The organism is Rheinheimera mangrovi (assembly GCF_003990335.1).
Lineage (GTDB): Bacteria > Pseudomonadota > Gammaproteobacteria > Enterobacterales > Alteromonadaceae > Pararheinheimera > Pararheinheimera mangrovi.
This window is the reverse complement of sequence record NZ_CP034683.1, coordinates 1,548,625-1,571,196: the sequence shown is the minus strand read 5'-3', so window position 1 is coordinate 1,571,196 and position 22,572 is coordinate 1,548,625. Positions and strand designations below refer to the sequence as shown.

Below are 22,572 nucleotides of genomic sequence, written 5' to 3'. Positions count from 1 at the left end.
CCAGTTATTAGGTTCTGATAGCATATGATGGCAAGCCCATTAAAGATAAAACCTGCTTTGCCATTGCAAGGTTTGACTCAGCAACGGTTGCGAAATACTTGGAACAGGGGGCGGACAATGACTTAAGCTCTGTACATCCTAAGATAACTCCATCCACGGCCGCATTTTTTAGATCACTCAATAGTATATTAGTGTTAACCAATGTTTCCGGTTGGATCATACCTTTTACTTTCATTTCTGTGATCGCTTGCGATACAACGTTTTGCTGCTGAGCAGTCAAATGCTCCAACTCAAAGCCATATTCGCTAAGCTTATCGTTATAAACATTGTACTTCGCCGATGCTTCTGAAGATAAAACGGCAACTTTAGTGGCGCCATTTTTTCTTATTTCATTTACAGTTGCATCAATAATGCTCACGACTGGAATGACGGCATCCGTAGTCCATCTCGAATAGAGGATGTGGGCAGTATTGCAAGGAACAACAGCAATGGTTGCACCTTGAGCAGCTAAATCATTAATAGACTCAAGAATAAAAGGTGAAGGGTCTCTTTCGCCTAATTCGAGATGTCGACCTCGACTTGGAATTTTTGTGTTGATATCACAAATGACTCTGGGAAAATTCCAGTCTTTGTCAGCTTGGATTAAACCATAAAATATCTGTAAAAAATCAAGTGTTGCCCAAGGTGCAACACCAACGACGCCTAACACACCTTCAGTCTCAGGCCAGGTCACGACATTATCCACTGGATAGATTTTTGCCATAGCATCACTACCTGAACATAAATAGCCGTAGTCTTGTTTCTGAATATTTGTTTAGAGGGTGGCCCTCTTCAAACATGTTTTCGTCTTTGATCAAATGAAAACCTGCATCCGAAAATGCCTTTTTATACTCGTTTGCAGTTCGGTAATTTGCGGAATAGTTTTGTCCCAAGTGCTCAGAAAAGCGATCATCAATTTCATATCGACTCTCAACAGCTGTACCATCTCTTAGTATCAGCAAGCCACCTTCAGCTAAAAAGCCCCTCAGCTTTGTCAGCAACTCATTGGCTTGTCCGTCCGTCAAATAGACAAAAAGTCCGGAAATAAATATCAAATCAAATTTATGTTCAGTAGAAAATTTCTCTGCTGCACTGACAACACACTGAACCTGATCAAGACCTCTTTTTTTAGCTTCAGCCTGAGCGATCTCCACCAAACCTGCTGCATATTCAACCGCAATAACGCTAGCGGCACCACGTTCGGCAAATCTGAAACTCCACTGGCCAACACCCGCACCGAGATCCAGAATATCTTTGCCGTTTAGATCTGGCAGCCAGGAAAATACTTTTTTGGTTTCATCGTCAATTTTGAGCTTCAGATTCTCTGGATCGTGTTCAAGGTTAGCAACGGACTCAATAGCAACCTTCTTATAAAAATTAGCTCTGCTGTCCCAAAATTGTTTTACCTTATTCGGATTTATCATGATTTATCCAATTATCTGTCTGAACCGTAACGCCATTCAGCGTCAGCCAGTATAGGTTTTGAAGCACTAATCCCAGTTTCCATGACTCGTCCATCACATAGGAAGTCAAGATTCAACTGGGTATATTCATTGACTGATTTATTTGGAATAGGTAATAAACGAACTCCCAATGGCTTATTAAGTCGTATAGCCAAAGCTGAGATATCTAAGATTAATCCGGCAATATCTTCACTAAAAGTCGTCGACGGGATAGGTACCATATCAATACCACAGCCACAAACCGTTGAGAAAAGAGCAAGCTTCTCTAAACTTAAAGCTCTTAAATTGTTAGCATGAGCCAGACCATTGTCTTCAAGCACTGAAAACATCACGCCATTAAATCCCACCAGGGTTGCGTTTGCACGATGAGCTGCAACTTTAATAGCATCCGTTAAGACACTTGTCATAAATACAGTACCCAAACAACCAACCGGAGTGGGTCCCAGACTTTCAATAACACTGGCAACAGATGTTTTTCCATCAGGAAAAGGGGCAAATGAGCCATCAATACCAAGAAAATGTACACCAGATGCAGCCTCTAACTCCCTGCCAAATTGCTCGGCCTGACTAAAGGCACTTTGCAGCTTCAAAATAAGTTCATCCTGAAACTGTGATAAAGTCCATTGCTCTTTGCGTGCACGCTCAGCTATAGAGAGCGCACTGTCTGTCGTTTCTAGTGCAATACTAAAACCGGCTTCAGCCCCCTCATGTCGAGAAAATGGAAAAAACGGTGTTCCGGCATTGCACGCTGCGGATACTCCTAGTCTGAAATTATCAATACCATTGGAACTTCGTCTTGATAGATTCGTGATAAATTTACTGGCTTCGTAAGCCCCGGCAATTGAAATGGTTTTCTGTTTCGCCACTATTAGGTTTACGAAAAGCTGTGAATCCCTGACTATAAGGTTAAGAACTTCATCAAGTACAGCAGCACTGGCATTAGAATCAAACAGATTGATAGGTAAGCAATACCATCTGGCACCTGCTGATGCGGCCAGATCCCGCACTGTATCAATGACTGATCTCAAACCACCTTCAGTTACATCAGAATTAAAATCTGGTGCAGGCAGTGTTAAACGGGCTGTCCTGAAAGGCAGATTAAACTTTTGACTAATTAGCTCAGAGTGACGATTAAATGCTATCAGTTGCTGCGTCAGATGCGTTTTCGACTGAGTAAAAACAGGTACACCTATAGTCAGTGAACGTATCATAAGCCTCTACTTTCCTGTATCAGTTGCATATAATCAGTGGGAGTATTAACTTCAAAATAGAAATCGTTTTCCAGACTGACAGATTTAACATCGCTGAGAGCACAAGGAAGCAACTGACCTGCAAATAAATTGGTGTGGCCTAAACATTTGCGTCGCCATTCTCTTAGAACATCTGGCGAACTGATTTTAAATAAGCCGACAGATTCCGGATGTGAAATGCTTTTTAATGGGCCCTGGTAGGTTTCCATTACACAGCCTTCAGAATTGACAACACAATGTATGGCAGTCAGGCTGCGTTTCTCTCTGCCAGATGTCAACACTACATCTCCGTCTATAGCTTCTAGCCTTTCAATCAAAGATGATGTCAGAAATATGTCCCCCGACACTATATAAGCTGGCTCATCTGTCAAAGCCAACGCAAGGCTCATGGCATTATTCGTCAGAGCCCAATCCGGGTTATATACAAAGTGAAGTGTCGGGTAGGCTTGCATAATCTGTATCGCCTGAAAACCAACAACTACCGTTATTTTTTTACCTGCAAATGCATCAATAAAATAGTCGAGTATGGTTTTACCCGTTACGGGATGTCGGATTAAAACTTTACAGATTCCATCTAACTGCAAACTTTTTCCTGCAGCTAAGATAATGACGTGCTCTACTTTTCTCAAGCTTCTAACTCCGACAGCGCATAATGGCAAACAGGTAAACCGCCATGTGGAAAGCCATGTTTTACCGTTTTATAAGGATAGATGTTGCCGACCAAAGCTCTTTCTGTCACTTTCTGCCAATCAAAACTATGGTTAGCTCTCAAACTCCATACATCGACTTCAGAATAAACATAGCGCACAGCAGGAACACGTTTTAATCCCAATCGAATAGCAACCTCCATACGATGTTGACCATCCAATACCAAATCATGTTCAGAATCAAGAGCAATAGGTAAGCGCCATACCCCTTCATTTTTAATTTTATTGACCAGCCACTCTACTCTTTTTTTACTATGTCCTTCGATATGCTTTAGTCGTTCTACCGGGACTAACTCTATTTCTACAAACTTAGACATACCACACCTGCCTGTTTAAATTTCATGATGCCTTGTGCGGAAATCAGCAAATTTCATGCCGAATTCGTTAATAAAAACGCCTGACTGATTTTAGAAAACTGCTCTGCGGTGTTAAAAGAGGAGGCAAACTCATCTGTTAACTCAAGCACACGGCAAGGTAAGGAGCTAAGCTCCCGACTCCAGGGCGTTAAATAATATTGCTTTGTCGTATCTGCGATCGATCGCTGCCGAATAGCTCTGTCATTCTGAACTTCGTCTGGGCCTACTGCCAGCATCCCTATCATCTTGTTCCACCCATCAAACTTCGAATCATAGGCTGGTTGGTAATCAATAGCGGTGATAAGCCCTGTCTTGTCTGCAGAAACAATGCCCCCAGTTAACTCTTTATGGTAATGGCCTTTACAGACCCAATGAGAAGTGGAAAAAAGAGGCGCAGCAAAAATTTTATCCCAAGCAGCATCATTCAACAGCAAATCAGTTTCAATAATTAAATAGCCTTGTTCAGGGTTGCTTAGAGCTGCAACACCTGTTTCAACCGAAAGTATATTGACATCATCTTCATATCTATCGTTTCTGGCGACTTTTATTCTACTACCATACTTACGTTGTAAATGTTGCTCAAGGAACTCAGCACAATAGCCAGTTACCACAACAACTTCGCCGTCATTTCTGGTGAGAATGGCCTGCAGCATCCAGTCAATCACTGCTTTACCGCCACATTCCAACATTGCCTTTGTCTTCCCTAGAGTCATGTCTCCCATTCGACTCCCTTTACCCGCAGCAAGCAATATAACGTTATGGCATATTTTAGCGGAAACTTCGGTCATAGCTTGCCCTTCTCAGATAAAGTTGTAGCTGCCATATAGGCATTACAAACATCAATAACTTGCGTTATTTGAACATCTGTCATAGTTGGGTCTATTGGCAAACTCAACACTTGTTCCTGCAAGAGCTCAGTAATCGGTAACTGCAAATGAGCATAGTCAGCATATGCCAATTGTTTATGGGGTGCACAGGGATAATGAACCAAGGTTTCTATCTGGTTTTCAGCCAGCCAGGCTTGTAACTTAATGCGCTGCGTTGTTCTTATTACGAATAGATGCCATACATGGCGATTATGATCAGTGATAAGAGGTAACGTAATTACAGGGTTTCTAATTTCAGCCAGGTATCGCAGGGCAATAGCTCGACGAATTTGTATGTCAGCATCTAAATTGGCTAGCTTAACCCTCAACATTGCCGCTTGAATGCAATCTAATCTGCTATTCATTCCCTGATATTGATGAATATATTTGTGTTCCGAACCATAATTGCCTAAAGCTCGTATAACACTGGCTAATTGCACATCATTCGTTGTAACGGCTCCAGCATCTCCTAAGGCCCCTAGATTTTTACCTGGATAAAAACTAAAAGCTGCCGCATGACCAAAACTACCAGCGCGTTTCGATGACAAGACAGCGCCATGAGCTTGGGCAGCATCTTCCAGAACCAGCAAATTGTGCAGCTGAGCAAATTCAAGCAATGAATCCATATCCACCAATTGACCATACAAATGCACCGGAATTACAACACGGCATTTGTTCGTCAGCACCGCTTTCACAGATTCTGTAGTGATTACATAGCTGTCGGGATCTGGCTCTGCAAACACCGGCACTAACTTGTTATCTGTGATGGCCAGCACAGTCGCTATAAATGTATTGGCAGGTACTATGACCTCGTCATGATCTTTCAATACCCCCTGAACTTTCCAGGCAGCCAAAGTCAGTCGCAAGGCATCCAAACCATTGGCGGTTCCTACGCAAGCTTGGGTTCCACAATAGCTTGCGAAATCAGCCTCAAAATCTTTTACTTCTTGTCCATTGATATACCAACCAGATTTTATGACCCGTTCGCAAGCAGCTAACAACTCAACTTCATCACGCTGATTGATGGCTTTGAGATTTAAAAATGGAACTTTCATTTATTTTCACTCCGGACAACATCCAGGAATACGTCATAATTCCGAATGTAATCAGACTCATCATAATGCTCACTAGCCAACACCATAATCACACAGTCATCACTAAAATCATGCATTTCCCGCCAGATTAAATTCCCAATTAGCAGTCCTTGCGTTGGCCGGGACAATACCACTTCTTCTCTAGCGGTACCATCATCCAGAATGAAACGGCAGCTGCCGTGAACACAGAAAGCCAGTTGCTGTAATTGTCGGTGAGAGTGCATACCACGTGGATGGTCAGCGAGGTTAAATAAGCAATAAACTCTTTTGATATCAAAAGGAATATGTTTACCCGCTTCAATTGATACGAGATCTCCTCGCCCATCGCCAAAAATAGGGAGTTCAAGCAATCTGATTAACGACATGGCATATCCTTAATTAAATACTTCAGATAAGCACCGTAGCTACTTTTTCCCAACAAATTTGCTGTATGACATAACTGTTCCGCACAGATCCAGCCTTGGTTAAAAGCAATCTCTTCCAAGCACGCAACTTTATAACCTTGACGTTTTTCTAGCGTTTCAACAAACTGCGCGGCCTCTAACAAACTTGAGCAGGTGCCTGTATCAAGCCAGGCAAAACCACGCCCCAGAATATCGACATGCAAACTTCCATCTTCCAGATAAGCCTGATTAATTGAAGTAATTTCTAATTCTCCACGGGCGGACTTTTTGACTTGTTTCGCAAAATTAACCACCCTGTTGTCGTAAAAGTACAATCCTGTTGCGGCAATATTGGATTTCGGGATAGAGGGTTTCTCTTCTATTGAACAAACTTTTGAGTTTTCGTCAAATTCTATAACGCCAAAGCGTTCTGGATCTTTCACTTGATAACCGAAAATTGTCGCACCATAGTCTCTTGAACGTGCATTTTGTAGTTTGGGTGTGAAACCTTGGCCGTAAAAGATATTGTCTCCAAGAATAAGACTGACCGGGTGATTCTCAATAAACTCCTCACCTAGAATAAAAGCCTGCGCTAACCCCTCAGGCTTTGGCTGAACTTTGTAAGTCAGCTGAATCCCAAACTGGCTGCCATCTCCCAATAACCGCTCGAAGGCACTTTGATCTTCGGGTGTAACAATAAGCAAAATATCCCTTATACCAGCCAACATCAAAGCAGAAATAGGATAATAAATCATCGGCTTGTCATACACAGGTAATAACTGTTTTGATATCCCTTGTGTTATTGGATATAAGCGTGATCCACTGCCGCCGGCCAGCACAATACCTTTCATAAATGTTTCCTTTTGTTATCCGCTGGAAGGCAATGTATGCTCAAGCATACGGAGCACCTTGGCTGGATTACCTGCAACCACGGCAAAATCAGGAACATCTTTGGTCACGACAGAGCCCGCCCCAACCATCGCACCTTTACCAATCCGGACTCCGGGCAATAAAGTAGCATTAGCACCAATACTCGCTCCGTCTTCGACTATAACGCCTACAAATTTTGATGGGTATTGTCTGGAGCGTGGGAATGGATCATTGGTAAAAGTCGCATTTGGGCCAATAAATACATCATGCCCAATTCGGGTGCCCTCCCATAAAAAAACACCCGATTTTACAGTGACACGATCACCAATAATCACATCCTGTTCTATAAAGGTATGAGCACAAATATTACATTCTTGGCCAATAGTTGCCCCTTTTAAGACCACCGCAAACTGCCAAATTCTGGTTCCTTGACCAATTTGATGGGTGCTAACGTCTGCGCGTTGATGAATAAACATATTGACCTCTTAACTCTTTACCCCGTAAAGACTTTGTCCCAATCAATGCAAGATAGAGGAACGCTCATCAGCCCAAGCAAAAGCAAATTTGATGACTTGTATTTATATCGACACTTTAAGCTATCAACTTTAACTTGAAGATCCGCTTTATAAAATCCAAAAGCACCGGTCAGCCAAATTCAATTTCAAGTCTTCACACCTGATTGTTTTGAAGGTCTGAATAGATAATTAACAGAAACAGTGTCGAACGCCAAAGGGTTAGTTAAATACAAATTCTTACCTTGCTCCAAATATCGCCGCCAGATCGCCAAAATCTGATTAAATGTATCCAATGCACCATTATTTTCGGCGGTGATATTAGCTGCAACTTTAGTCAGTACAGCAGAAATAAAGTTGGAGCTGCCGTGAAACAGGAAAAACGTGATATCTTTTTCCGCAGCAGCTCTTGAACGCATAAAACTCCACTGTTTACTGATTAAATCACGTGCAGACTGCATGTCAGTAGCATCATCAGCCAACAAATCAAACCATTGCTCCATTGAGGTTTTATAAAGTTCAGGAGACATCTGGTCATAGATTTTGTCCGATAAAGCGGGTAAAGCAGGGTAAAATGCGTCAGAAAGCAGCTCTTCTAACTGTTGGTACTTTTCCTGTAAAGCTATTGGTTCCAACAAAATGTTGTCGGGCAGTAGAGGTATAGTGCCATTAATTTTCACACCGTCGCTACAGTTATAAACCTCAACTTTTCTTCCAGCTTTTGTGATGGCTTGTTCTATTAACTTACGCGATACATCAAATTCAGCTTTTGTGTAGACTTGCTCCCTGAAGTTTCCTGGCGACGGTACTCCCCCTCCATGGTGAGCCTGATAATTGTACGCCTGCGACCCGTCAACTTTGAAATAAGCTGAGTGCTGGGAGTGATGGCGGTTGATATCAATAAAGCCAAGATCAACCCCAAATAGGTAAAAACACTTCCAGCCTAGTTTAATACTAAAGTTCATCACTAAGTTAGTCACGGTCGGATAGGCGTACGCCAGAGACGCCACCTGAAAACCATTCTTTCTCAGGCCATTGTCGAAAATATAACTGGACGCTTCGCCGTCTTTGAAACACAAATAAGTCGCTTTAAACAAAGCTGCGGTGTCAGGGTGAATGCCATTTACACTCAGCAGATTGATTTTACTTAGATAATTCAGATCCTTAATTTGTGTGATCCAATCGTATGTCGCCCTACACTGCTCAATTTCGGCATGAAAATCTGGGCAGATACCATTATTGAATAAAGCCTTTAACGCTGTACCGCAACTGATGATGATAACCTGGTCTCGATACACTTTTAGGTAATCAAAGCACTGATCAAGGCTAGGGCCATTACCTACTATGAATACTGGCAGATTCAATGCCTGATGATGGCCATATTCATAGTTAGCATTTTTCAGGAAACGCTGTCCTGAACTCAGGCTATGATAGGTGTGAGCGATACCAAAACGAGCATGATCATAATACTCACCCATCGCCAGCACGACTTTAAGTTCTGCTCTTAAATCGCCAATCGCCTTTTGCATAGCAGTATTGTAATAACTGCTCAACATATAGGTGTCGGCAATCGCATAGGCTCCAACCTGATAAAATTGAGCCATAAGATCATAAAAATAATGGCTACCATCCCCACCAAGGTTCAAATAAATCCGTCCACCATTCGTTTCGGCTTGAGTAAAAATAGCAGCCCAATCGGTAACCCAAAGACTGGCTGCAAAAAAGTCTAAATTAGGCTCACAAAGAAATAGATTTTTAATTTGACGCTGTTGCGACAACAGTTCGATATGCTGTCCTAAACCAATACCAAAAATAATTAGTGTTTCAACCTGCTCAGGCAATTTGCTTTGCTGAGTCAGTATTTTTTCAATCAGAGGTTTTAACTCAGCAATTTTGGAAAAGTGTAAATAGTTTCGAAACTTATAGCTGGTTCTTTGACTTAGAACCACGTCATCCTTAAAAGGGTGTTCGATAAAGTAGTCAACTAAATGAGACGATTCTATAGATAGATCCTGATGGAACAGCGCATGACGTTTTTGATGATAAAGGTTAGGGTTGCCATTGCTATCGCTGACTAATTGCCAGGATTGTATTTTATACCCTTGCATTGATTTATATACGTCAGGGTAATACTTTTTCAACGCATCCATATTGGCGTCATATAAAGCTTGTGTACGCTCTGTTTTATAGAGCTGTGGCTGATACTGCGCTAATAAATTAGTTGCCCTCTCAGGCACATAGTCCATCGCACCTTTATATTCAGTAAACTGATGGCCTATCTGAGTCAAAGCGTCTTTATCGCCTGAATGCTGCAGCAAATAGAAGATGACATCATCCATCATCGGATGAAATTGATGGCGATATACGAAAACCTTATCAAGGGTTTGATCAAAGCCGAGTAGCTCAGTTAATTCTGAGGGGGCAGCTGAAGCGTCAGAGCCTATTTGTAAAAAGATATGAGTTCCCATGCTTTGGGCAACTTCCAATAACTGTTTCCAATTATTGGCCTGTACAGAACACAATAAAATATCGACGTTGGGCTCATAAACAACCAAATAACGGATATGGGCATTCATGACCAGTTCGTTCAAGTGATACCCCAAACCTAAACCGAACACCAATAACACATCAACCTGCTGCGGCAACGGCTCATGCCTTAATGCTTGATTATCCTTTGCTCCTTTGAGATTAAAATAAGCAGCTTGCTTATAATAATCTTGGACTTCAGCGATAACATCCTGCCGCACAGCACTTTCGTAAAATACGCGACCGGTAGCAAAATCAACAATATTTAGTTCCGCATCTTTCGTGCAAAACAGCGAATATTGCTGCATTTTGTGCTCATCAATCAAACTAACCAAGCTAGGGATGTGGTGTCGAAAGGCGTCAATATTCTGACGAATATTGCGATTGATAAGAACAGAAACTTGTTTTTCAAGAGCTTCTTGCTGGGTGACATCATCGAGAATTTGGTAATTGATATATTTCAGCATAAAGGCATGGCACCTGCTTAATTATTGTCTCCATAGCTTTGATGCGCTTTTTTACCTTTACGTAATTGCAACATCCTGACAGCTACAGCACTTCTTTCTGAAGATACTTGTTCAGTGATAAGACTAACCCACTGCAAGTTGTCTGCCAATATACTTTGTAAATCAGGAATTTGTTGAGGGTTTTCGCAGAGTCGCAGCAAGGAGTGATCAAACTCTTGCCACAACTCTGAAAACTTTTCTATAGGATATTCTTCCTGCGCCAACAGCTCATTTATCTCCTGACGCTTGGTCTGTAAAGCAGTAACTAAATCAAGCATCAAGCAGATGCCAATTTTGCTTGATTTTGGCGCTCAGCTAACAATTGGAAGCCTTTTTGCCTGTCTTCAAGCGGAATGGCATCCCAGCCAGATTTAATTTTAATCATAATTTCAATCACATCATCTATCTTTACCGTACTACTTTCACGGCTCGCCTGCATCAGATGATTAACCATAAAATCATATAACGACCATAGGTTTTGCGATACTTCCCCTCCAACATCCATATCAAGAGTGTGTTGCAAAGCAGAAATAATACTCATGGCCTTAGACACAGTGCGAGATTTCTCTGCAAAATCTTTCCGGTCCATTGCTCCTTTGGCTTTCGCCATATTTTCAAGAGCTCCCTGCATTAATAACTGGATAACTCGATGCGGATCTGCAACAGCTAAATCATCTTTGATCCCTACAGATTTGTAGGCTTTAATACCGTAACTCATAGCAAGCTCCTGTTAACTACCATATTTTGGCAGGTTTGCCAGTTGCTGCACCAGGTAACTGGAAGTACTTTGTAATTGACCTAAAGTCGAATCCAAAGCTCCGTATCGCTGACGCAACGTATCTTCGTAGCTCACTATATATCGTTCAAAAGCTTCACGATCTTTAGTATTATTTTTCAATTGGTCTTTCAGTGAAGTTTCTTTGTTCACTAAAAGACCATCTCGATTAGTAAATTGGGAAATCAGCTCATCCAGGCTCTCAGAAATGCCGTCGTCGCCACCAAATAAGTCAGCGATTTTATCGTAGTTATTTTCCAGCACATTATCAAAGCGCTGGCGCCCTGAATCCCCGCCATATAAACTTGTGGTGGAAATTTCCAATTTGCCCTGGTCATTAAATGTGATCCCCAAGGCATATAAATTATTTAGTTCTGCACCACCAGACGAAAATGCACTACCTAAGGTTTTAGTCACCTGACTCATAATGCTGCGGACCATAGGATCACTACTTAATGCGCCGCCCTCAGAAATAACAGTTTTACCGTCGTCGCCCAAAGTACGATTTTTAGTCAGAGTCTCAACTTCACTCAGCAAACTGTTGTAAGCGTTCATAAAAGCTTTGATTTTATCTTCAGCAGCTTTTTTGTCAGTGTCAATGGTTAAAGTGGCATTGTTAGCATCGGGTGTTACAGCTAAAACTGTCAACTCGGTATCTTGTATCGCATTCGTAAAGGTGTTGTTTTCACTGAATACACTGATACCGTCAATCACGACTTCAGCATTAGCCGCTTTAATAGCAACATCGAGGCCACCGGAGGCAGGATCACTGTTACCAAAGGCTTGAGTCGAAAGACTGTCAAGTTCGGCATTATCACTTGTGATCTTTAATTCATTACCTTCACCAGTAATGGATGATGTCAGCACTAGTTTAGTACCTACGCCTTCGCCAGCATTAATAATGTTAGCGCTGACTCCAAAGTTACCACTGGCGCTGTTCACCGCTTTACGGAATTCGTCCAAAGTCATATTAGCTTTGACGTTTACATCGAAAGTTTTGCCGTCAGCTTCAAACGTGAGCTTACCCGCTGTAGCACTAATCACGGCTGATGGGCTGGTATAAGCTTCATTAGCACTTTCGATCCTACTACCTGTGGCCAGAGATTTAACTTTAATATCAAAACTACCAGGCGCGGCTGTACCGCTGGATTTGGCCTCCAGATAAGTTTTGGTATCTGTAGGCTGTTTGATGCTGGTCGTCCTGGCCCTGAGTTTATCGTCTCCTAATGCAGTCAACGTATCTTTAAATTTAGTTAAAGCAGATTTTAATTTACCAAAACCAGAAAGAGATGAATCCAGCTCCTTTTTTGTCGCATCAAGACGAGTTTCTTTAGTGTTCCGTTCCACCGTAACTAACTGTGTAACTAGACTTTCAAGATCAAGTCCTGACGCTGCACCTAACGACCGGATCGCCATGATTCATCCTCTCTTTATATAGTTTTATCGAACATCAAACCTGTTGCTGAACCCAAATCTTCCTGCAATCTTTTGATGGCCTTGGCCATAGTCAGCACTTCTTCAGACGGGATCTGACGAATCACTTCTTTGGTTTCAAAGTCAATCACTTTCACCACAGGTTTACCAGATTCTTCATCGACTGAAAAATTTAAAGTACGCCCCTGAGAATTAACAAACTGGTTAACATTCTCAACAGCTTCACCTAATTCGTCCGTAGTCACAGCTTGCTCTGCTTTCACAGTTTCAGTCTTTTCTTTGGATTGTGGCGTCGCTAATTCGGGACCACCTTTCATTTTGTTCAGCTCAACTTCACTACTTGCAGCAGCTTTGGGGGCTATTGGCTGATAGCCAAAATTACCCGTAATTACTGAACTCATTTGCTTCTACCTCTGTATCGGCAAGCGAAGCGAAGACTTTAGTCTTCGCTGCTTACTCTTTACCTAAAAGGCCACTATTAACCTAATAAGGATAGTGCAGTTTGAGGTCTGGTGTTAGCCTGAGACAGGATAGTTGTACTGGCCTGCTGCAATATCTGTGCCCGTGTCAGTTCTGCTGTTTCCTTGGCAAAATCTGTATCGCGGATCTGGCTACGGGCAGCTGAAACGTTTTCAACGATGTTGCTTAAGTTACGGATTGTAGATTGGAACCTATTTTGCAGCGCACCCAAATCAGCTCTTGCACTGTCGATAGTTTTAATTGCGGCATCAACATTAGTTATTGCCGTGCCAGCATTAGCAACGGAAGATACCGATAACTTAGACAGACTTAAACCCGACGTACCGTAACCACCAGTCAGCTTCAAAGCCACTGTAATATTTTGATTGGCATTGGCACCAACCAGGAAATTGGCAGAGAACTTACCATCTAATAAATTAATTTTACCGAACTGAGTATTCGAAGCTATACGGCTGATCTCAGTTTTCAGCGCAGTTACTTCTTTTTGCAAAGCTGCTCGGTCTGTTGAATTATTGATACCGTTTTGTGACTGTACTGCCAGAACGCGAATACGTTGCAAAGAAGTTGTGATTTCTTCCATCGCACCTTCTGCTACTGAGGCAACAGAGATACCGTCATTTGCGTTACTAATAGCTTGGTTTAAACCATTGATTTGACTAGTTAAACGGTTGCTAATCTGTAAGCCTGCAGAGTCATCAGCAGCGCTATTGATACGAAAACCAGAAGACAAACGTTTGTATGAGGTATCCAATGCATTGCCAGATGTTAATAACTGACGCTGTGCGTTTAACGCGGATACGTTGGTGTTTACTGCTAAAGCCATAAGTCACTCCTTAAAGTCGCGACGGGTCTGCAAACCCTTGACACAACCTTTCTTGTTAAGCGGAACCCCGCAATTCTCGCCAAACTGCAATTTGGCTTAACTAGCTATCGGCAAGCAACTTCAGGACTTTAATAAAAAAAGGCAATTTTTTTCCAACTCGCGGCAAACTATTTCACTTATCCTTATATTTCATAAAGTTACGAGTGAAATTATTTTTAAGAAAAAAATAAATTCCGTGTGTTTTTTTCTTTTTCATAAAAAAACAAAAAAAAAGCCCCATGTAGGGGCCGTTTTCATTACCATGTCATTAAGCTACTTGATGAATTAACCTAACAGTGACAAGGCTGCTTGTGGACGCTGATTCGCCTGAGACAGGATAGTAGTACTGGCCTGTTGCAGGATCTGCGAACGAGTCAACTCTGCGGTTTCTTTAGCAAAATCAGTATCTCTGATCCGGCTGCGCGCTGATGACACGTTTTCCACAATGTTACTCAGGTTACGAATTGTCGATTGGAACCGGTTTTGTAAAGCACCCAAGTCCGCTCTTGTGCTATCTATCGTTTTAATTGCCGCATCAATACTGGTTAGTGCAGTTCCTGCTCCAGCAACAGATGACACTGACAACTGAGACAAACCTAAACCTGAAGTTCCATAACCGCCAGTAAGCTTTAAGGCAACTAAAATATTTTGTCCTGCATTCGCTCCCACTAAAAAGTTTGCTGAGAATTTACCATCAAGTAAGTTCAAACCGCCAAACTGGGTTGTGGTTGCAATACGGCTTATTTCCGTTTTCAGCGCCGTTACTTCTTTTTGCAAGGCAACCCGGTCTGCAGAGCTATTGATACCATTTTGCGATTGTACTGCCAGTACCCGTATACGCTGCAGAGAGTTAGTAATCTCATCCATTGCGCCTTCGGCCGTTTGTGCCAGAGAAATGCCGTCGTTTGCATTACTTATTGCCTGGTTCAAACCATTGATTTGGCTTGATAAACGGTTACTGATCTGTAAACCCGCCGCATCATCAGCTGCACTGTTGATACGAAAACCTGATGATAAACGTTTAAACGCTGTATCCAATGAACTGCCAGAATTAATTAACTGACGTTGTGCATTCAAAGCTGATACGTTGGTGTTGACATATAATGACATGGTGTCATCCTCCGGTTAGTAAATAAATAGCCATAAAGCCTTTCCTTTTTTCCTTTGGCAGGAGCTCCTCGCTATAGGTGCGTCAGAGCAATGCCATAAAGTTGGTCGTACGGTTCAGGCGCCCAATGCCCTCCTGAACCAGTGCTGTTCGTTTTGTCCCCTCGGTCATCGCAGCTTTTGCTGCATCACTACCTTGGGCTTACTCAGTCGCTAAACTTAAAAGTTTTGCTTTGTCCGTTACCCTTGTAACAGCGACAATGCCGACTGTGGTCTTTGGTTTGCCTGCGACAAGATGGTGGTGCTGGCTTGCTGCAATATTTGCGAGCGTGTCAGTTCTGCCGTTTCTTTCGCAAAATCTGTATCTTTAATCCGGCTACGTGCAGCCGAGATGTTTTCGACTATGTTCGACAGGTTGCGTATCGTCGACTGAAAGCGGTTTTGAATCGCACCTAAGTCTGCGCGCTTGGAATCAATCACGTTAATCGCAGTGTCTATCTGCGTTAAAGCTCTCGAAGCGCCACTCAAACTATCGATATTCAATCCAGCTATACCCAAACCTAAGGAGCCAAAACCACCTCCAGCTCTGGAGATATTCACGCTAATAGTCTGGCCAGCATTGGCTCCCACCAGGAAAGTCGACGAATAACTACCATCTAACAATCTCACGCCACCAAACTGAGTGGTTGTGGCGATACGACTAATTTCAGTCTTTAAGGCCGTCACTTCTTTTTGCAGCGCTACGCGATCTGAAGAACTGTTAATACCGTTCTGCGATTGCACTGCCAAAACCCTGATGCGCTGCAACGCATTGGTAATTTCATCCATGGCCCCTTCCGCCACCTGGGACAAAGAAATGCCATCATTGGCGTTTCTAATCGCCTGATCCAGGCCCTGTATTTGGGCTGTCAGGCGGTTGCTGATTTGCAAACCAGCTGCATCGTCTGCTGCGCTATTAATGCGAAAACCAGACGAAAGTCGTTGAAACGATGTATCCAGAGTTTTCCCTGAATTTATAAGTTGCCTCTGCGCATTCAGCGCCGAGACATTAGTATTTACAAATAACGCCATAACTTTTCTCCTGAGCGTTTATTGAACAATAAGTGGACACGTCATTTTATATTTAATCTAACCCACTCAAATAATGTATCGGCAAACAATATTATTCCTTTAGCTGTATTTATATATATTTAATAAATAATACATTCCACTAATAGACACAAATAAAAAAGGCCATACAGCAACGCCGTATGGCCAAAGAGCATAAAGCTCAGGAGTCGTACTAAAAACCGATTCAATATGTAGTATTTCTTGTTGAATAATTAGCCTTGTAATAAAGACAGCGCTGCTTGCGGTCTTTGATTTGCCTGAGACAGAATAGTTGTACTCGCCTGTTGCAAAATCTGTGAACGAGTCAAATCTGCAGTCTCTTTTGCGAAGTCCGTATCTTTGATCCGGCTTCGTGCTGCTGAAATATTTTCGACAATGTTCGATAAGTTACGGATAGTGGACTGGAAACGGTTTTGAATCGCACCTAAATCAGCCCGCTTGGAGTCTATAACGTTAATCGCAGCATCGATCTGTGTTAACGCTCTTGAAGCTCCTGCCAGAGTGTTTATGTTCAGGCCACCAATGCCTAAGCCCGATGAACCAAAACCACCACCAACCCTGGAGATATTTACACTAATGGTCTGGCCGGCATTGGCTCCAACCAGGAAAGTCGATGAGTAACTGCCGTCTAACAGTTTTACACCACCAAACTGAGTGGTCGTAGCAATACGACTAATTTCAGTCTTCAGTGCCGCTACTTCTTTCTGTAATGCAACTCGGTCACTCGAACTGTTAATACCATTTTGTGACTGTACAGCAAGTACCCGAATTCGTTGTAAAGCGTTGGTGATTTCATCCATCGCGCCTTCTGCAACCTGAGACAATGAAATACCATCATTTGCATTTCTTATTGCTTGATCCAAGCCATTAACCTGACTTGTTAAGCGGTTACTTATTTGTAAGCCTGCTGCATCATCTGCAGCACTATTGATACGAAAGCCTGAAGACAAACGTTGAAATGCTGTATCTAAACCTTTGCCTGAATTAATTAGTTGCCTTTGGGCATTTAACGCCGAAACGTTAGTATTAACAAATAAAGCCATGGTATATCTCCTGAGTTTTATATATGCAGAGTAATTATTTTATTGTTCCCTGCTTAATTACTGTATCGACATCAGGAGATTTTTCTTGAGGGATTTATTTAATTTTATTGAATAAATAAATGAATAAAACATTGTTTAGATGTGGGCGCATATGGAGTTAACTATAGTATCGGCACTATTCTTCAAAACTTTAATAAAAAAGGTCATTACTGCCATTTAAATAGAAAAATCCGTTCCTGTGCAGAATTTATTCAACGTCTACGCAGGAACGGATGGGTATCAGATAACAGGTTGAATGTCAGTTTAAACCCGTGATTGGGCGGGAATTAGTTTTGTAGTTGATAGATATAGCTATCGTAGTCAAGCAGCAATGTGCGTACTGTAGCAGAGGAGTCTGTTGCCCTTGCTGCAGTATCCAGGCAATTTTGGTTATAAGAGGCTTCAAATTTTGCATCGGTCAGGTAACGCTGTATAAAAGCCAATCGTTCATTGTCTGACGAGAAGACAAAGTCATCACCTATGTATTGGTATACATCGCCATAAGCTTCGGTCAACACAGGAACTCCAAGACTTAAGGCTTCGATAGCGGAAGTACCACCACCCTGACGCTTGGGGTTAAGCATAAAATGGCAACCTGCGATCAGATCTATAGCATTTTTAATCTTGCCACTAAAGTAACTGCAAGCCTGTATATCAGGAGGCAACTGGTCTATAGCTTCCGGACCTATAAACACAAAAGCTGAATTTGGTAGTGTTGCTTTAATAGCAAGCAAGGTTTCAACGAAATCATTACGAATTTCAAGTTCAAGTCGATACCCAACCACAGCAAAATTTATTACCGGATCTGTAACTTTACTGCTCTTTTTACAACTAAATTGACGTAATCTGAACGGCAAACGGCTGGTTATTACTGGGTGAACCAAATTTAAAAATTTCACTCGCTGAAGATCTTGCTCGGTCAGCTCTCGATGTAGCACAGGAACAGCATAAATAGGGGTAACCAAGGAAGTGACACAAGGTACATTTAATACAGGTCTGCTTTGGGCAATAAACTCAAGTACCGGGTTTAGGCCCCCTACTCCGACAATAAAACGTGGATTTAGCTGATTAATGACATTAACTAAGTACACTAAATGCTCTTGATCATCCATAGGAGTGATTTGCATAAAATCAAACAGTTCACCCCAACATTTTACGACGTTGCCATTGCTATGAGCATGATTTTTTTCCGTATCGAGATCAAACAGTCTGTCACCAGTAAAATATTCATCAAGCACGTTACTGAAATAAAAAGGCAAAGGCATTGGATATAGGTAGTGTGACCTTTTAGGCACAGATGTACAACAAATGACCACTGGGTGCTTACCCATGGCTTTTAAAGCACTTGCATAGTTCAGTATGGTTAGCGTAGGCCCATGCTGGTTTATCAGAAATTGATTCGTGAGTAAAACAACAATCTGCTCATTGCCATTACCAATGAGTGGACTTACATGACTATATTTTGAACTTTCATTGCAGAAGTTTTCAATCATAATCCGATAAAGGGGAGCGTAATCCATTGCTACAGTCTGACCAACAAACTTGGCGCGCATTAACTGGTTGTAAAGCATATTCTGTTGTAAAAAGGGTAATGCACTAAACAAAGCTTTAAATTTGTTCAGATCGACATCATCGCCCCCGAGTAGCAACAAATGCATTTTTCGCCACAAGATCAATGCAGTTGACTTTGCAGTGAAACCTTTCAGGCTATCCAGTTTGGCTTCTGCAGACAAAGGAGAAAAATGACGACTTTCCCACTGATTAAAATCATGCACTGGCCAGTCATTTTGTTGTAGATAACGTTGATCAAAACCTGAGAGTTCTTGCTGAAACATGAAGGGCTTCCTTGCCAGACAAAAAGGAGAATTAGTTTTTAATTGATGTAGTTAAATAAACTCAAGCTAGTCACTCTATTAAAAGTAGCCTGCACGGCTTGTAATGCGGTTTCTTGTTTTACAAGTTCAGTAATGCCTGTACTGTAATCCAATTCGACTATATCTGCTTTATGAGATTTAGTTGCAATAAGTACATCCTCATTGCTGCCAAAGATACTCTCAACCACATTCAGACGTCCGCCTATAGATGATATTGCAGAGTCCACTTTAGCGGATGCATTGTCAATTTCCACTGTAGCATCCAGAATGCGTTCATTTAAAATGTCACCGCTGTTACCTGCTTCTATGCTATCAATCAACCCGGTTAGAGAATTCAGAATATTGGTTTTTTCCGGCGGCTGCAGGCTAAAATTAACAGTACCGCCAGGTGCTGGATTTGTGACATCAATCGACAAGCCTTTATAGTTAATAGGCTCCCCCTCAGTGTAAGTACCAGTGACTGCTGGCACCATAGCTGCACCGTTGCGCTGAATTTCATAATTCGATGGTGCTGAAAACACCACGGTATAATCATTATTAGCAGGCGTTAAACCGTCATAATTTTGTTTATAAAAATTATCAAATACACTTTGATTCGCTACTGTGACTTTCGCTGCAGTGATAGGAGCACCAACTGTCGGATCTGAGGTCTGAAAACGTTTGTCGACACTGTCAAAAATGTTACGACCGCTATCATTAGCGGCTATTGATATAGATAACGACAACTGGATGTATTTTTGGCCCTCGTCACCGTTAAATTCATATTGACCAGTAGTAGGGTTCAGACTGTAGGGCTGAGTCTGATCCTGAAAACCAGAAAACAAATACCCGCCCAGTTCATCACGGCGATTCATTAAATCAAACAGTTCATCACGGATATTACCCAACTGGTTACCAATAGCCTTCCGATCATCTTCGTCATAAGTACCATTACCTAAAGACAAAGCCAGCACTCTGGCTCTATCCATAGCACCACGGATATTGCTAAGCACAGTTTCTTGCAGTTCAAGGCCATTGCGAGCCGCCGTATTGCTATTCTGGTATTGGCTTGTTTGCTGAATACTGGCCTCCAAACCTACAGCTCGCGCAGCACCAGAGGGATCATCAGCAGCAGTAAGAATTTTGGTTTGCTTGTTCAGCATTAAGCTTGCAGTTTGCAACTTATCCTGAGTACTTAAAATTGAATCCAGGCTCTGGCTATATTTCATATTGAAAGTAGTACGCATGATTACCTCGAAGCCTGCAACAGGGTGTCAAAAATTGTTTGTGACGCTGACAAAATTTTAGCCGCTGCGGCATATGTTTGTTGAAACCTGACTAAGTCAGCAGCCTCTTCATCCAAGCTAACACCGGAGAGAGACTCGTGCCAGGCAGTCGTTTGTTCCAACAAAGACTTTGAAGATGCAGCAGTGACGCGAGCCTGGCTAGTTTGAGTACCTACAAAACCAACTAATTCCGAATAGGCCTGATTAAAAGTTTGATATCTATCGGCATTTACAGTGCTTGCCGCATCAACCCGGACCAAGTCTGTATTTTGCAGATTACCTAACATTAAGCCATTTCTATTGTCTTCGAAACCACCGGTGTTGTATTCGATACTGAAGGTGTCGCCTACCTGCGGGACGCCTTTCACTGAAAAATCAAAACCAGCATCGGCAAAGTTAACGCTAGCCGCTAGTAGGTTCTTATAATCAGCACCTGCGAATGTAACAGTTTCAGTAATAGCTGGAGTACCTGAGTCTTCAATCTGAAATTGATTGTTACCAAGATAAGTGACAGAAATAGGGCCATCGGTAAAGTTAGCGGGCTGCGATAATCTATTACCGGCCTGACCTACACTACTGATAGAGAGTTGATCTATTTCAGCATTACCTACATTTGTCAGCGTTTTCTCCCCCTTAAGCGGCGACGCAAAAGCGAGTGCTTCAGGGCGATTGGTCGCCAAGCTGATGTTTTGCGCCACATTACTCAGAGGTTTTAAGTCAAATCGATCACCAGTTGCAAAAGCTGGAGCGCCATTCGCAAGAGTAATGTTTAATCCAAAAAAATCGTTGCTGTCATCTGAAGATACTGTCACTGGAAAGACGACTCCGGTACGACTGATGGCCGTTCCGGGTATCACATTACCCGACGCATCAAGAGCTTCCACTGTAAAAGCGTCTGCAGCAGTAAAAGTAATACGTACATCATTGGCAGGAATATTTTTGCCCTGACCTGGTGCCACAGAGGCAGTAATTGTCCCAGAACCAGTATTACCACTAAAAGGCCAGGCAGTAAAAGTAGGTAAGGTGAATAAGTCGCCGCCCAAATTACCATCAGCATTCATGCCCAAACGATTCTGCGCATTAACGGCGTCAGTAAAAGCCAATGCCAGTTGACCTAACTCCTTCTGCGCAGGCTCCAAAACCTCGGAACGGAACTCTAAAGAACCACCAATTTTTCCACCCAGCTGAGTTTCAGAAACATTAATCAGTACGTTTGGATTGCCGCTTGCTCTGAGCTGCAAAGTTTTTCGATTCTGATCAGGATTACCGACCACACTGAACAAACTGAATTTGCCACCTTCAATCACCAAAGATTGGCCACTGCCCAGAAATATTTGTTTGTCGCCGTTAGGAGCATCCAGCACATTAATATCAACCAGTTCAGACAACTCTTTAATCGCCTGGTCTCTTTTGTCGAGTAAATCCAGTGGGGCAGGCTTACCTGGACTATTGCCGTAGGCAAGTATTTCCTGATTCAATTGAGCTACAACTGTTATTTTTTCGTTGGCTGATAAAGCATCAGCTTCCAACTGTTGGCTAATGTACTTGTTCTGCTCTGTCATCTGATTTGACAACGTATTGAATTTATTCAATAACGTCTGAGCGCTCCCCATCACCAACTGGCGTGACGCAGCATTAGTCGGATCATTGATTGCCGTTTGTAGCTGGCTGAAAAATGAAGATATGCCATTAGAAATACTATTAGACTGATCAGATAATAGAGTATCCACACGGCTGGCTTCAGATAAGTACTGGTTTGCATAACTGACAGTTGATGTATCCCGCCACATTTGCTTTTGTGCAAAGTCATTCACCAAACGTTCTGTCACACCGCGTCCTACTCCAAGCCCTAGTACATTGGATTCAAATTCGGTGCGCTGCCTGCTATAACCAGGCGTATTAAGGTTAGCGATATTATTACTTGTAGTTGAAAGCAAAGCGGTGCTGGCCAGTATGGCAGAGGTTCCAATCCGAAGTAAATTATCTGACATCTAAATCTCCACTAATACCC

Annotated in this window: 22 protein-coding genes; all 22 read right to left on the bottom strand. The window is 42.3% G+C overall.

From position 1 onward, the window contains the following. Nucleotides 1-7: 7 nt before the first annotated feature. Nucleotides 8-763 (bottom strand): aspartate/glutamate racemase family protein, encoded by a 756-nt coding sequence (locus EK374_RS07170; RefSeq protein WP_127021474.1) that lies wholly within the window; start codon nucleotides 761-763, stop codon nucleotides 8-10. Nucleotides 764-770: 7 nt separating this feature from the next. Beyond that, the gene (locus EK374_RS07165) at nucleotides 771-1,463 is read right to left on the bottom strand and encodes a class I SAM-dependent methyltransferase (RefSeq protein ID WP_127021472.1); all 693 of its coding nucleotides are present in this window, start codon (nucleotides 1,461-1,463) and stop codon (nucleotides 771-773) included. 11 nt (nucleotides 1,464-1,474) lie between these two features. Further along, nucleotides 1,475-2,713, bottom strand: coding sequence for a DUF711 family protein (locus EK374_RS07160; RefSeq protein ID WP_127021470.1), 1,239 nt, complete (start codon nucleotides 2,711-2,713; stop codon nucleotides 1,475-1,477). Beyond that, a complete protein-coding gene (locus EK374_RS07155; RefSeq protein WP_164731836.1) occupies nucleotides 2,710-3,381 on the bottom strand; it encodes a phosphocholine cytidylyltransferase family protein in 672 nt (223 codons plus the stop codon). The genes EK374_RS07160 and EK374_RS07155 overlap by 4 nt, the downstream gene beginning before the upstream one ends. Further along, complete coding sequence (locus tag EK374_RS07150) at nucleotides 3,378-3,776, bottom strand: ParB N-terminal domain-containing protein (RefSeq protein ID WP_127021466.1); 399 nt, start codon at nucleotides 3,774-3,776, stop codon at nucleotides 3,378-3,380. Before EK374_RS07150 ends, EK374_RS07155 begins: the two co-directional genes overlap by 4 nt. Before the next feature lie 53 nt (nucleotides 3,777-3,829). Continuing rightward, the gene (locus EK374_RS07145; protein WP_127021464.1) at nucleotides 3,830-4,603 is read right to left on the bottom strand and encodes an NTP transferase domain-containing protein; all 774 of its coding nucleotides are present in this window, start codon (nucleotides 4,601-4,603) and stop codon (nucleotides 3,830-3,832) included. Next, nucleotides 4,600-5,736: a DegT/DnrJ/EryC1/StrS family aminotransferase gene (locus EK374_RS07140; RefSeq protein WP_127021462.1), complete on the bottom strand. Its 1,137-nt coding sequence runs from the start codon at nucleotides 5,734-5,736 to the stop codon at nucleotides 4,600-4,602. The genes EK374_RS07145 and EK374_RS07140 overlap by 4 nt, the downstream gene beginning before the upstream one ends. After that, nucleotides 5,733-6,140: a sugar 3,4-ketoisomerase gene (locus tag EK374_RS07135; protein ID WP_127021460.1), complete on the bottom strand. Its 408-nt coding sequence runs from the start codon at nucleotides 6,138-6,140 to the stop codon at nucleotides 5,733-5,735. Before EK374_RS07135 ends, EK374_RS07140 begins: the two co-directional genes overlap by 4 nt. Continuing rightward, entirely contained in the window at nucleotides 6,131-7,009 is an 879-nt protein-coding gene (gene rfbA, locus EK374_RS07130) for a glucose-1-phosphate thymidylyltransferase RfbA (RefSeq protein ID WP_127021458.1), read from the bottom strand. Before rfbA ends, EK374_RS07135 begins: the two co-directional genes overlap by 10 nt. A gap of 15 nt (nucleotides 7,010-7,024) precedes the next feature. Next, nucleotides 7,025-7,504, bottom strand: a complete 480-nt coding sequence (locus tag EK374_RS07125; RefSeq protein ID WP_127021456.1) for an acyltransferase — start codon at nucleotides 7,502-7,504, stop codon at nucleotides 7,025-7,027. Nucleotides 7,505-7,689: 185 nt separating this feature from the next. Beyond that, nucleotides 7,690-10,533 carry a 6-hydroxymethylpterin diphosphokinase MptE-like protein gene (locus tag EK374_RS07120; protein ID WP_127021454.1) on the bottom strand — a complete coding sequence of 948 codons (2,844 nt, stop codon included), beginning with the start codon at nucleotides 10,531-10,533 and terminating at the stop codon, nucleotides 7,690-7,692. 17 nt (nucleotides 10,534-10,550) lie between these two features. Further along, complete coding sequence (locus tag EK374_RS07115) at nucleotides 10,551-10,850, bottom strand: hypothetical protein (protein WP_127021452.1); 300 nt, start codon at nucleotides 10,848-10,850, stop codon at nucleotides 10,551-10,553. Then, entirely contained in the window at nucleotides 10,850-11,290 is a 441-nt protein-coding gene (gene fliS, locus EK374_RS07110) for a flagellar export chaperone FliS (protein ID WP_127021450.1), read from the bottom strand. Before fliS ends, EK374_RS07115 begins: the two co-directional genes overlap by 1 nt. A gap of 12 nt (nucleotides 11,291-11,302) precedes the next feature. Then, nucleotides 11,303-12,763 (bottom strand): flagellar filament capping protein FliD, encoded by a 1,461-nt coding sequence (gene fliD / locus EK374_RS07105; RefSeq protein ID WP_127021448.1) that lies wholly within the window; start codon nucleotides 12,761-12,763, stop codon nucleotides 11,303-11,305. Between the two features lie 14 nt (nucleotides 12,764-12,777). Beyond that, the gene (locus EK374_RS07100) at nucleotides 12,778-13,182 is read right to left on the bottom strand and encodes a flagellar protein FlaG (RefSeq protein WP_127021446.1); all 405 of its coding nucleotides are present in this window, start codon (nucleotides 13,180-13,182) and stop codon (nucleotides 12,778-12,780) included. A gap of 77 nt (nucleotides 13,183-13,259) precedes the next feature. After that, complete coding sequence (locus EK374_RS07095) at nucleotides 13,260-14,084, bottom strand: flagellin N-terminal helical domain-containing protein (RefSeq protein ID WP_127021444.1); 825 nt, start codon at nucleotides 14,082-14,084, stop codon at nucleotides 13,260-13,262. A gap of 324 nt (nucleotides 14,085-14,408) precedes the next feature. Further along, complete coding sequence (locus EK374_RS07090; RefSeq protein ID WP_127021442.1) at nucleotides 14,409-15,233, bottom strand: flagellin N-terminal helical domain-containing protein; 825 nt, start codon at nucleotides 15,231-15,233, stop codon at nucleotides 14,409-14,411. A gap of 237 nt (nucleotides 15,234-15,470) precedes the next feature. Next, nucleotides 15,471-16,301: a flagellin N-terminal helical domain-containing protein gene (locus EK374_RS07085; protein WP_127021439.1), complete on the bottom strand. Its 831-nt coding sequence runs from the start codon at nucleotides 16,299-16,301 to the stop codon at nucleotides 15,471-15,473. Nucleotides 16,302-16,552: 251 nt separating this feature from the next. Beyond that, nucleotides 16,553-17,383 (bottom strand): flagellin N-terminal helical domain-containing protein, encoded by an 831-nt coding sequence (locus tag EK374_RS07080; RefSeq protein WP_127021437.1) that lies wholly within the window; start codon nucleotides 17,381-17,383, stop codon nucleotides 16,553-16,555. 326 nt (nucleotides 17,384-17,709) lie between these two features. Then, nucleotides 17,710-19,257 carry a glycosyltransferase family 1 protein gene (locus EK374_RS07075; RefSeq protein ID WP_127021435.1) on the bottom strand — a complete coding sequence of 516 codons (1,548 nt, stop codon included), beginning with the start codon at nucleotides 19,255-19,257 and terminating at the stop codon, nucleotides 17,710-17,712. Between the two features lie 38 nt (nucleotides 19,258-19,295). After that, nucleotides 19,296-20,522 carry a flagellar hook-associated protein FlgL gene (gene flgL, locus EK374_RS07070; protein WP_127021433.1) on the bottom strand — a complete coding sequence of 409 codons (1,227 nt, stop codon included), beginning with the start codon at nucleotides 20,520-20,522 and terminating at the stop codon, nucleotides 19,296-19,298. A gap of 2 nt (nucleotides 20,523-20,524) precedes the next feature. Continuing rightward, entirely contained in the window at nucleotides 20,525-22,552 is a 2,028-nt protein-coding gene (gene flgK, locus EK374_RS07065) for a flagellar hook-associated protein FlgK (protein WP_127021431.1), read from the bottom strand. Between the last annotated feature and the right edge of the window lie 20 nt (nucleotides 22,553-22,572).

Bases quoted from the DNA above. Each gene is read 5' to 3' on its own strand.
- EK374_RS07170 (WP_127021474.1), bottom strand. From the start codon at position 763: ATGGCAAAAATCTATCCAGTGGATAATGTCGTGACCTGGCCTGAGACT.
- EK374_RS07165 (WP_127021472.1), bottom strand. From the start codon at position 1,463: ATGATAAATCCGAATAAGGTAAAACAATTTTGGGACAGCAGAGCTAAT.
- EK374_RS07160 (WP_127021470.1), bottom strand. From the start codon at position 2,713: ATGATACGTTCACTGACTATAGGTGTACCTGTTTTTACTCAGTCGAAA.
- EK374_RS07150 (WP_127021466.1), bottom strand. From the start codon at position 3,776: ATGTCTAAGTTTGTAGAAATAGAGTTAGTCCCGGTAGAACGACTAAAG.
- EK374_RS07145 (WP_127021464.1), bottom strand. From the start codon at position 4,603: ATGACCGAAGTTTCCGCTAAAATATGCCATAACGTTATATTGCTTGCT.
- EK374_RS07140 (WP_127021462.1), bottom strand. From the start codon at position 5,736: ATGAAAGTTCCATTTTTAAATCTCAAAGCCATCAATCAGCGTGATGAA.
- EK374_RS07135 (WP_127021460.1), bottom strand. From the start codon at position 6,140: ATGTCGTTAATCAGATTGCTTGAACTCCCTATTTTTGGCGATGGGCGA.
- rfbA (WP_127021458.1), bottom strand. From the start codon at position 7,009: ATGAAAGGTATTGTGCTGGCCGGCGGCAGTGGATCACGCTTATATCCA.
- EK374_RS07125 (WP_127021456.1), bottom strand. From the start codon at position 7,504: ATGTTTATTCATCAACGCGCAGACGTTAGCACCCATCAAATTGGTCAA.
- EK374_RS07120 (WP_127021454.1), bottom strand. From the start codon at position 10,533: ATGCTGAAATATATCAATTACCAAATTCTCGATGATGTCACCCAGCAA.
- EK374_RS07115 (WP_127021452.1), bottom strand. From the start codon at position 10,850: ATGCTTGATTTAGTTACTGCTTTACAGACCAAGCGTCAGGAGATAAAT.
- fliS (WP_127021450.1), bottom strand. From the start codon at position 11,290: ATGAGTTACGGTATTAAAGCCTACAAATCTGTAGGGATCAAAGATGAT.
- fliD (WP_127021448.1), bottom strand. From the start codon at position 12,763: ATGGCGATCCGGTCGTTAGGTGCAGCGTCAGGACTTGATCTTGAAAGT.
- EK374_RS07100 (WP_127021446.1), bottom strand. From the start codon at position 13,182: ATGAGTTCAGTAATTACGGGTAATTTTGGCTATCAGCCAATAGCCCCC.
- EK374_RS07095 (WP_127021444.1), bottom strand. From the start codon at position 14,084: ATGGCTTTAGCAGTAAACACCAACGTATCCGCGTTAAACGCACAGCGT.
- EK374_RS07090 (WP_127021442.1), bottom strand. From the start codon at position 15,233: ATGTCATTATATGTCAACACCAACGTATCAGCTTTGAATGCACAACGT.
- EK374_RS07085 (WP_127021439.1), bottom strand. From the start codon at position 16,301: ATGGCGTTATTTGTAAATACTAATGTCTCGGCGCTGAATGCGCAGAGG.
- EK374_RS07080 (WP_127021437.1), bottom strand. From the start codon at position 17,383: ATGGCTTTATTTGTTAATACTAACGTTTCGGCGTTAAATGCCCAAAGG.
- EK374_RS07075 (WP_127021435.1), bottom strand. From the start codon at position 19,257: ATGTTTCAGCAAGAACTCTCAGGTTTTGATCAACGTTATCTACAACAA.
- flgL (WP_127021433.1), bottom strand. From the start codon at position 20,522: ATGCGTACTACTTTCAATATGAAATATAGCCAGAGCCTGGATTCAATT.
- flgK (WP_127021431.1), bottom strand. From the start codon at position 22,552: ATGTCAGATAATTTACTTCGGATTGGAACCTCTGCCATACTGGCCAGC.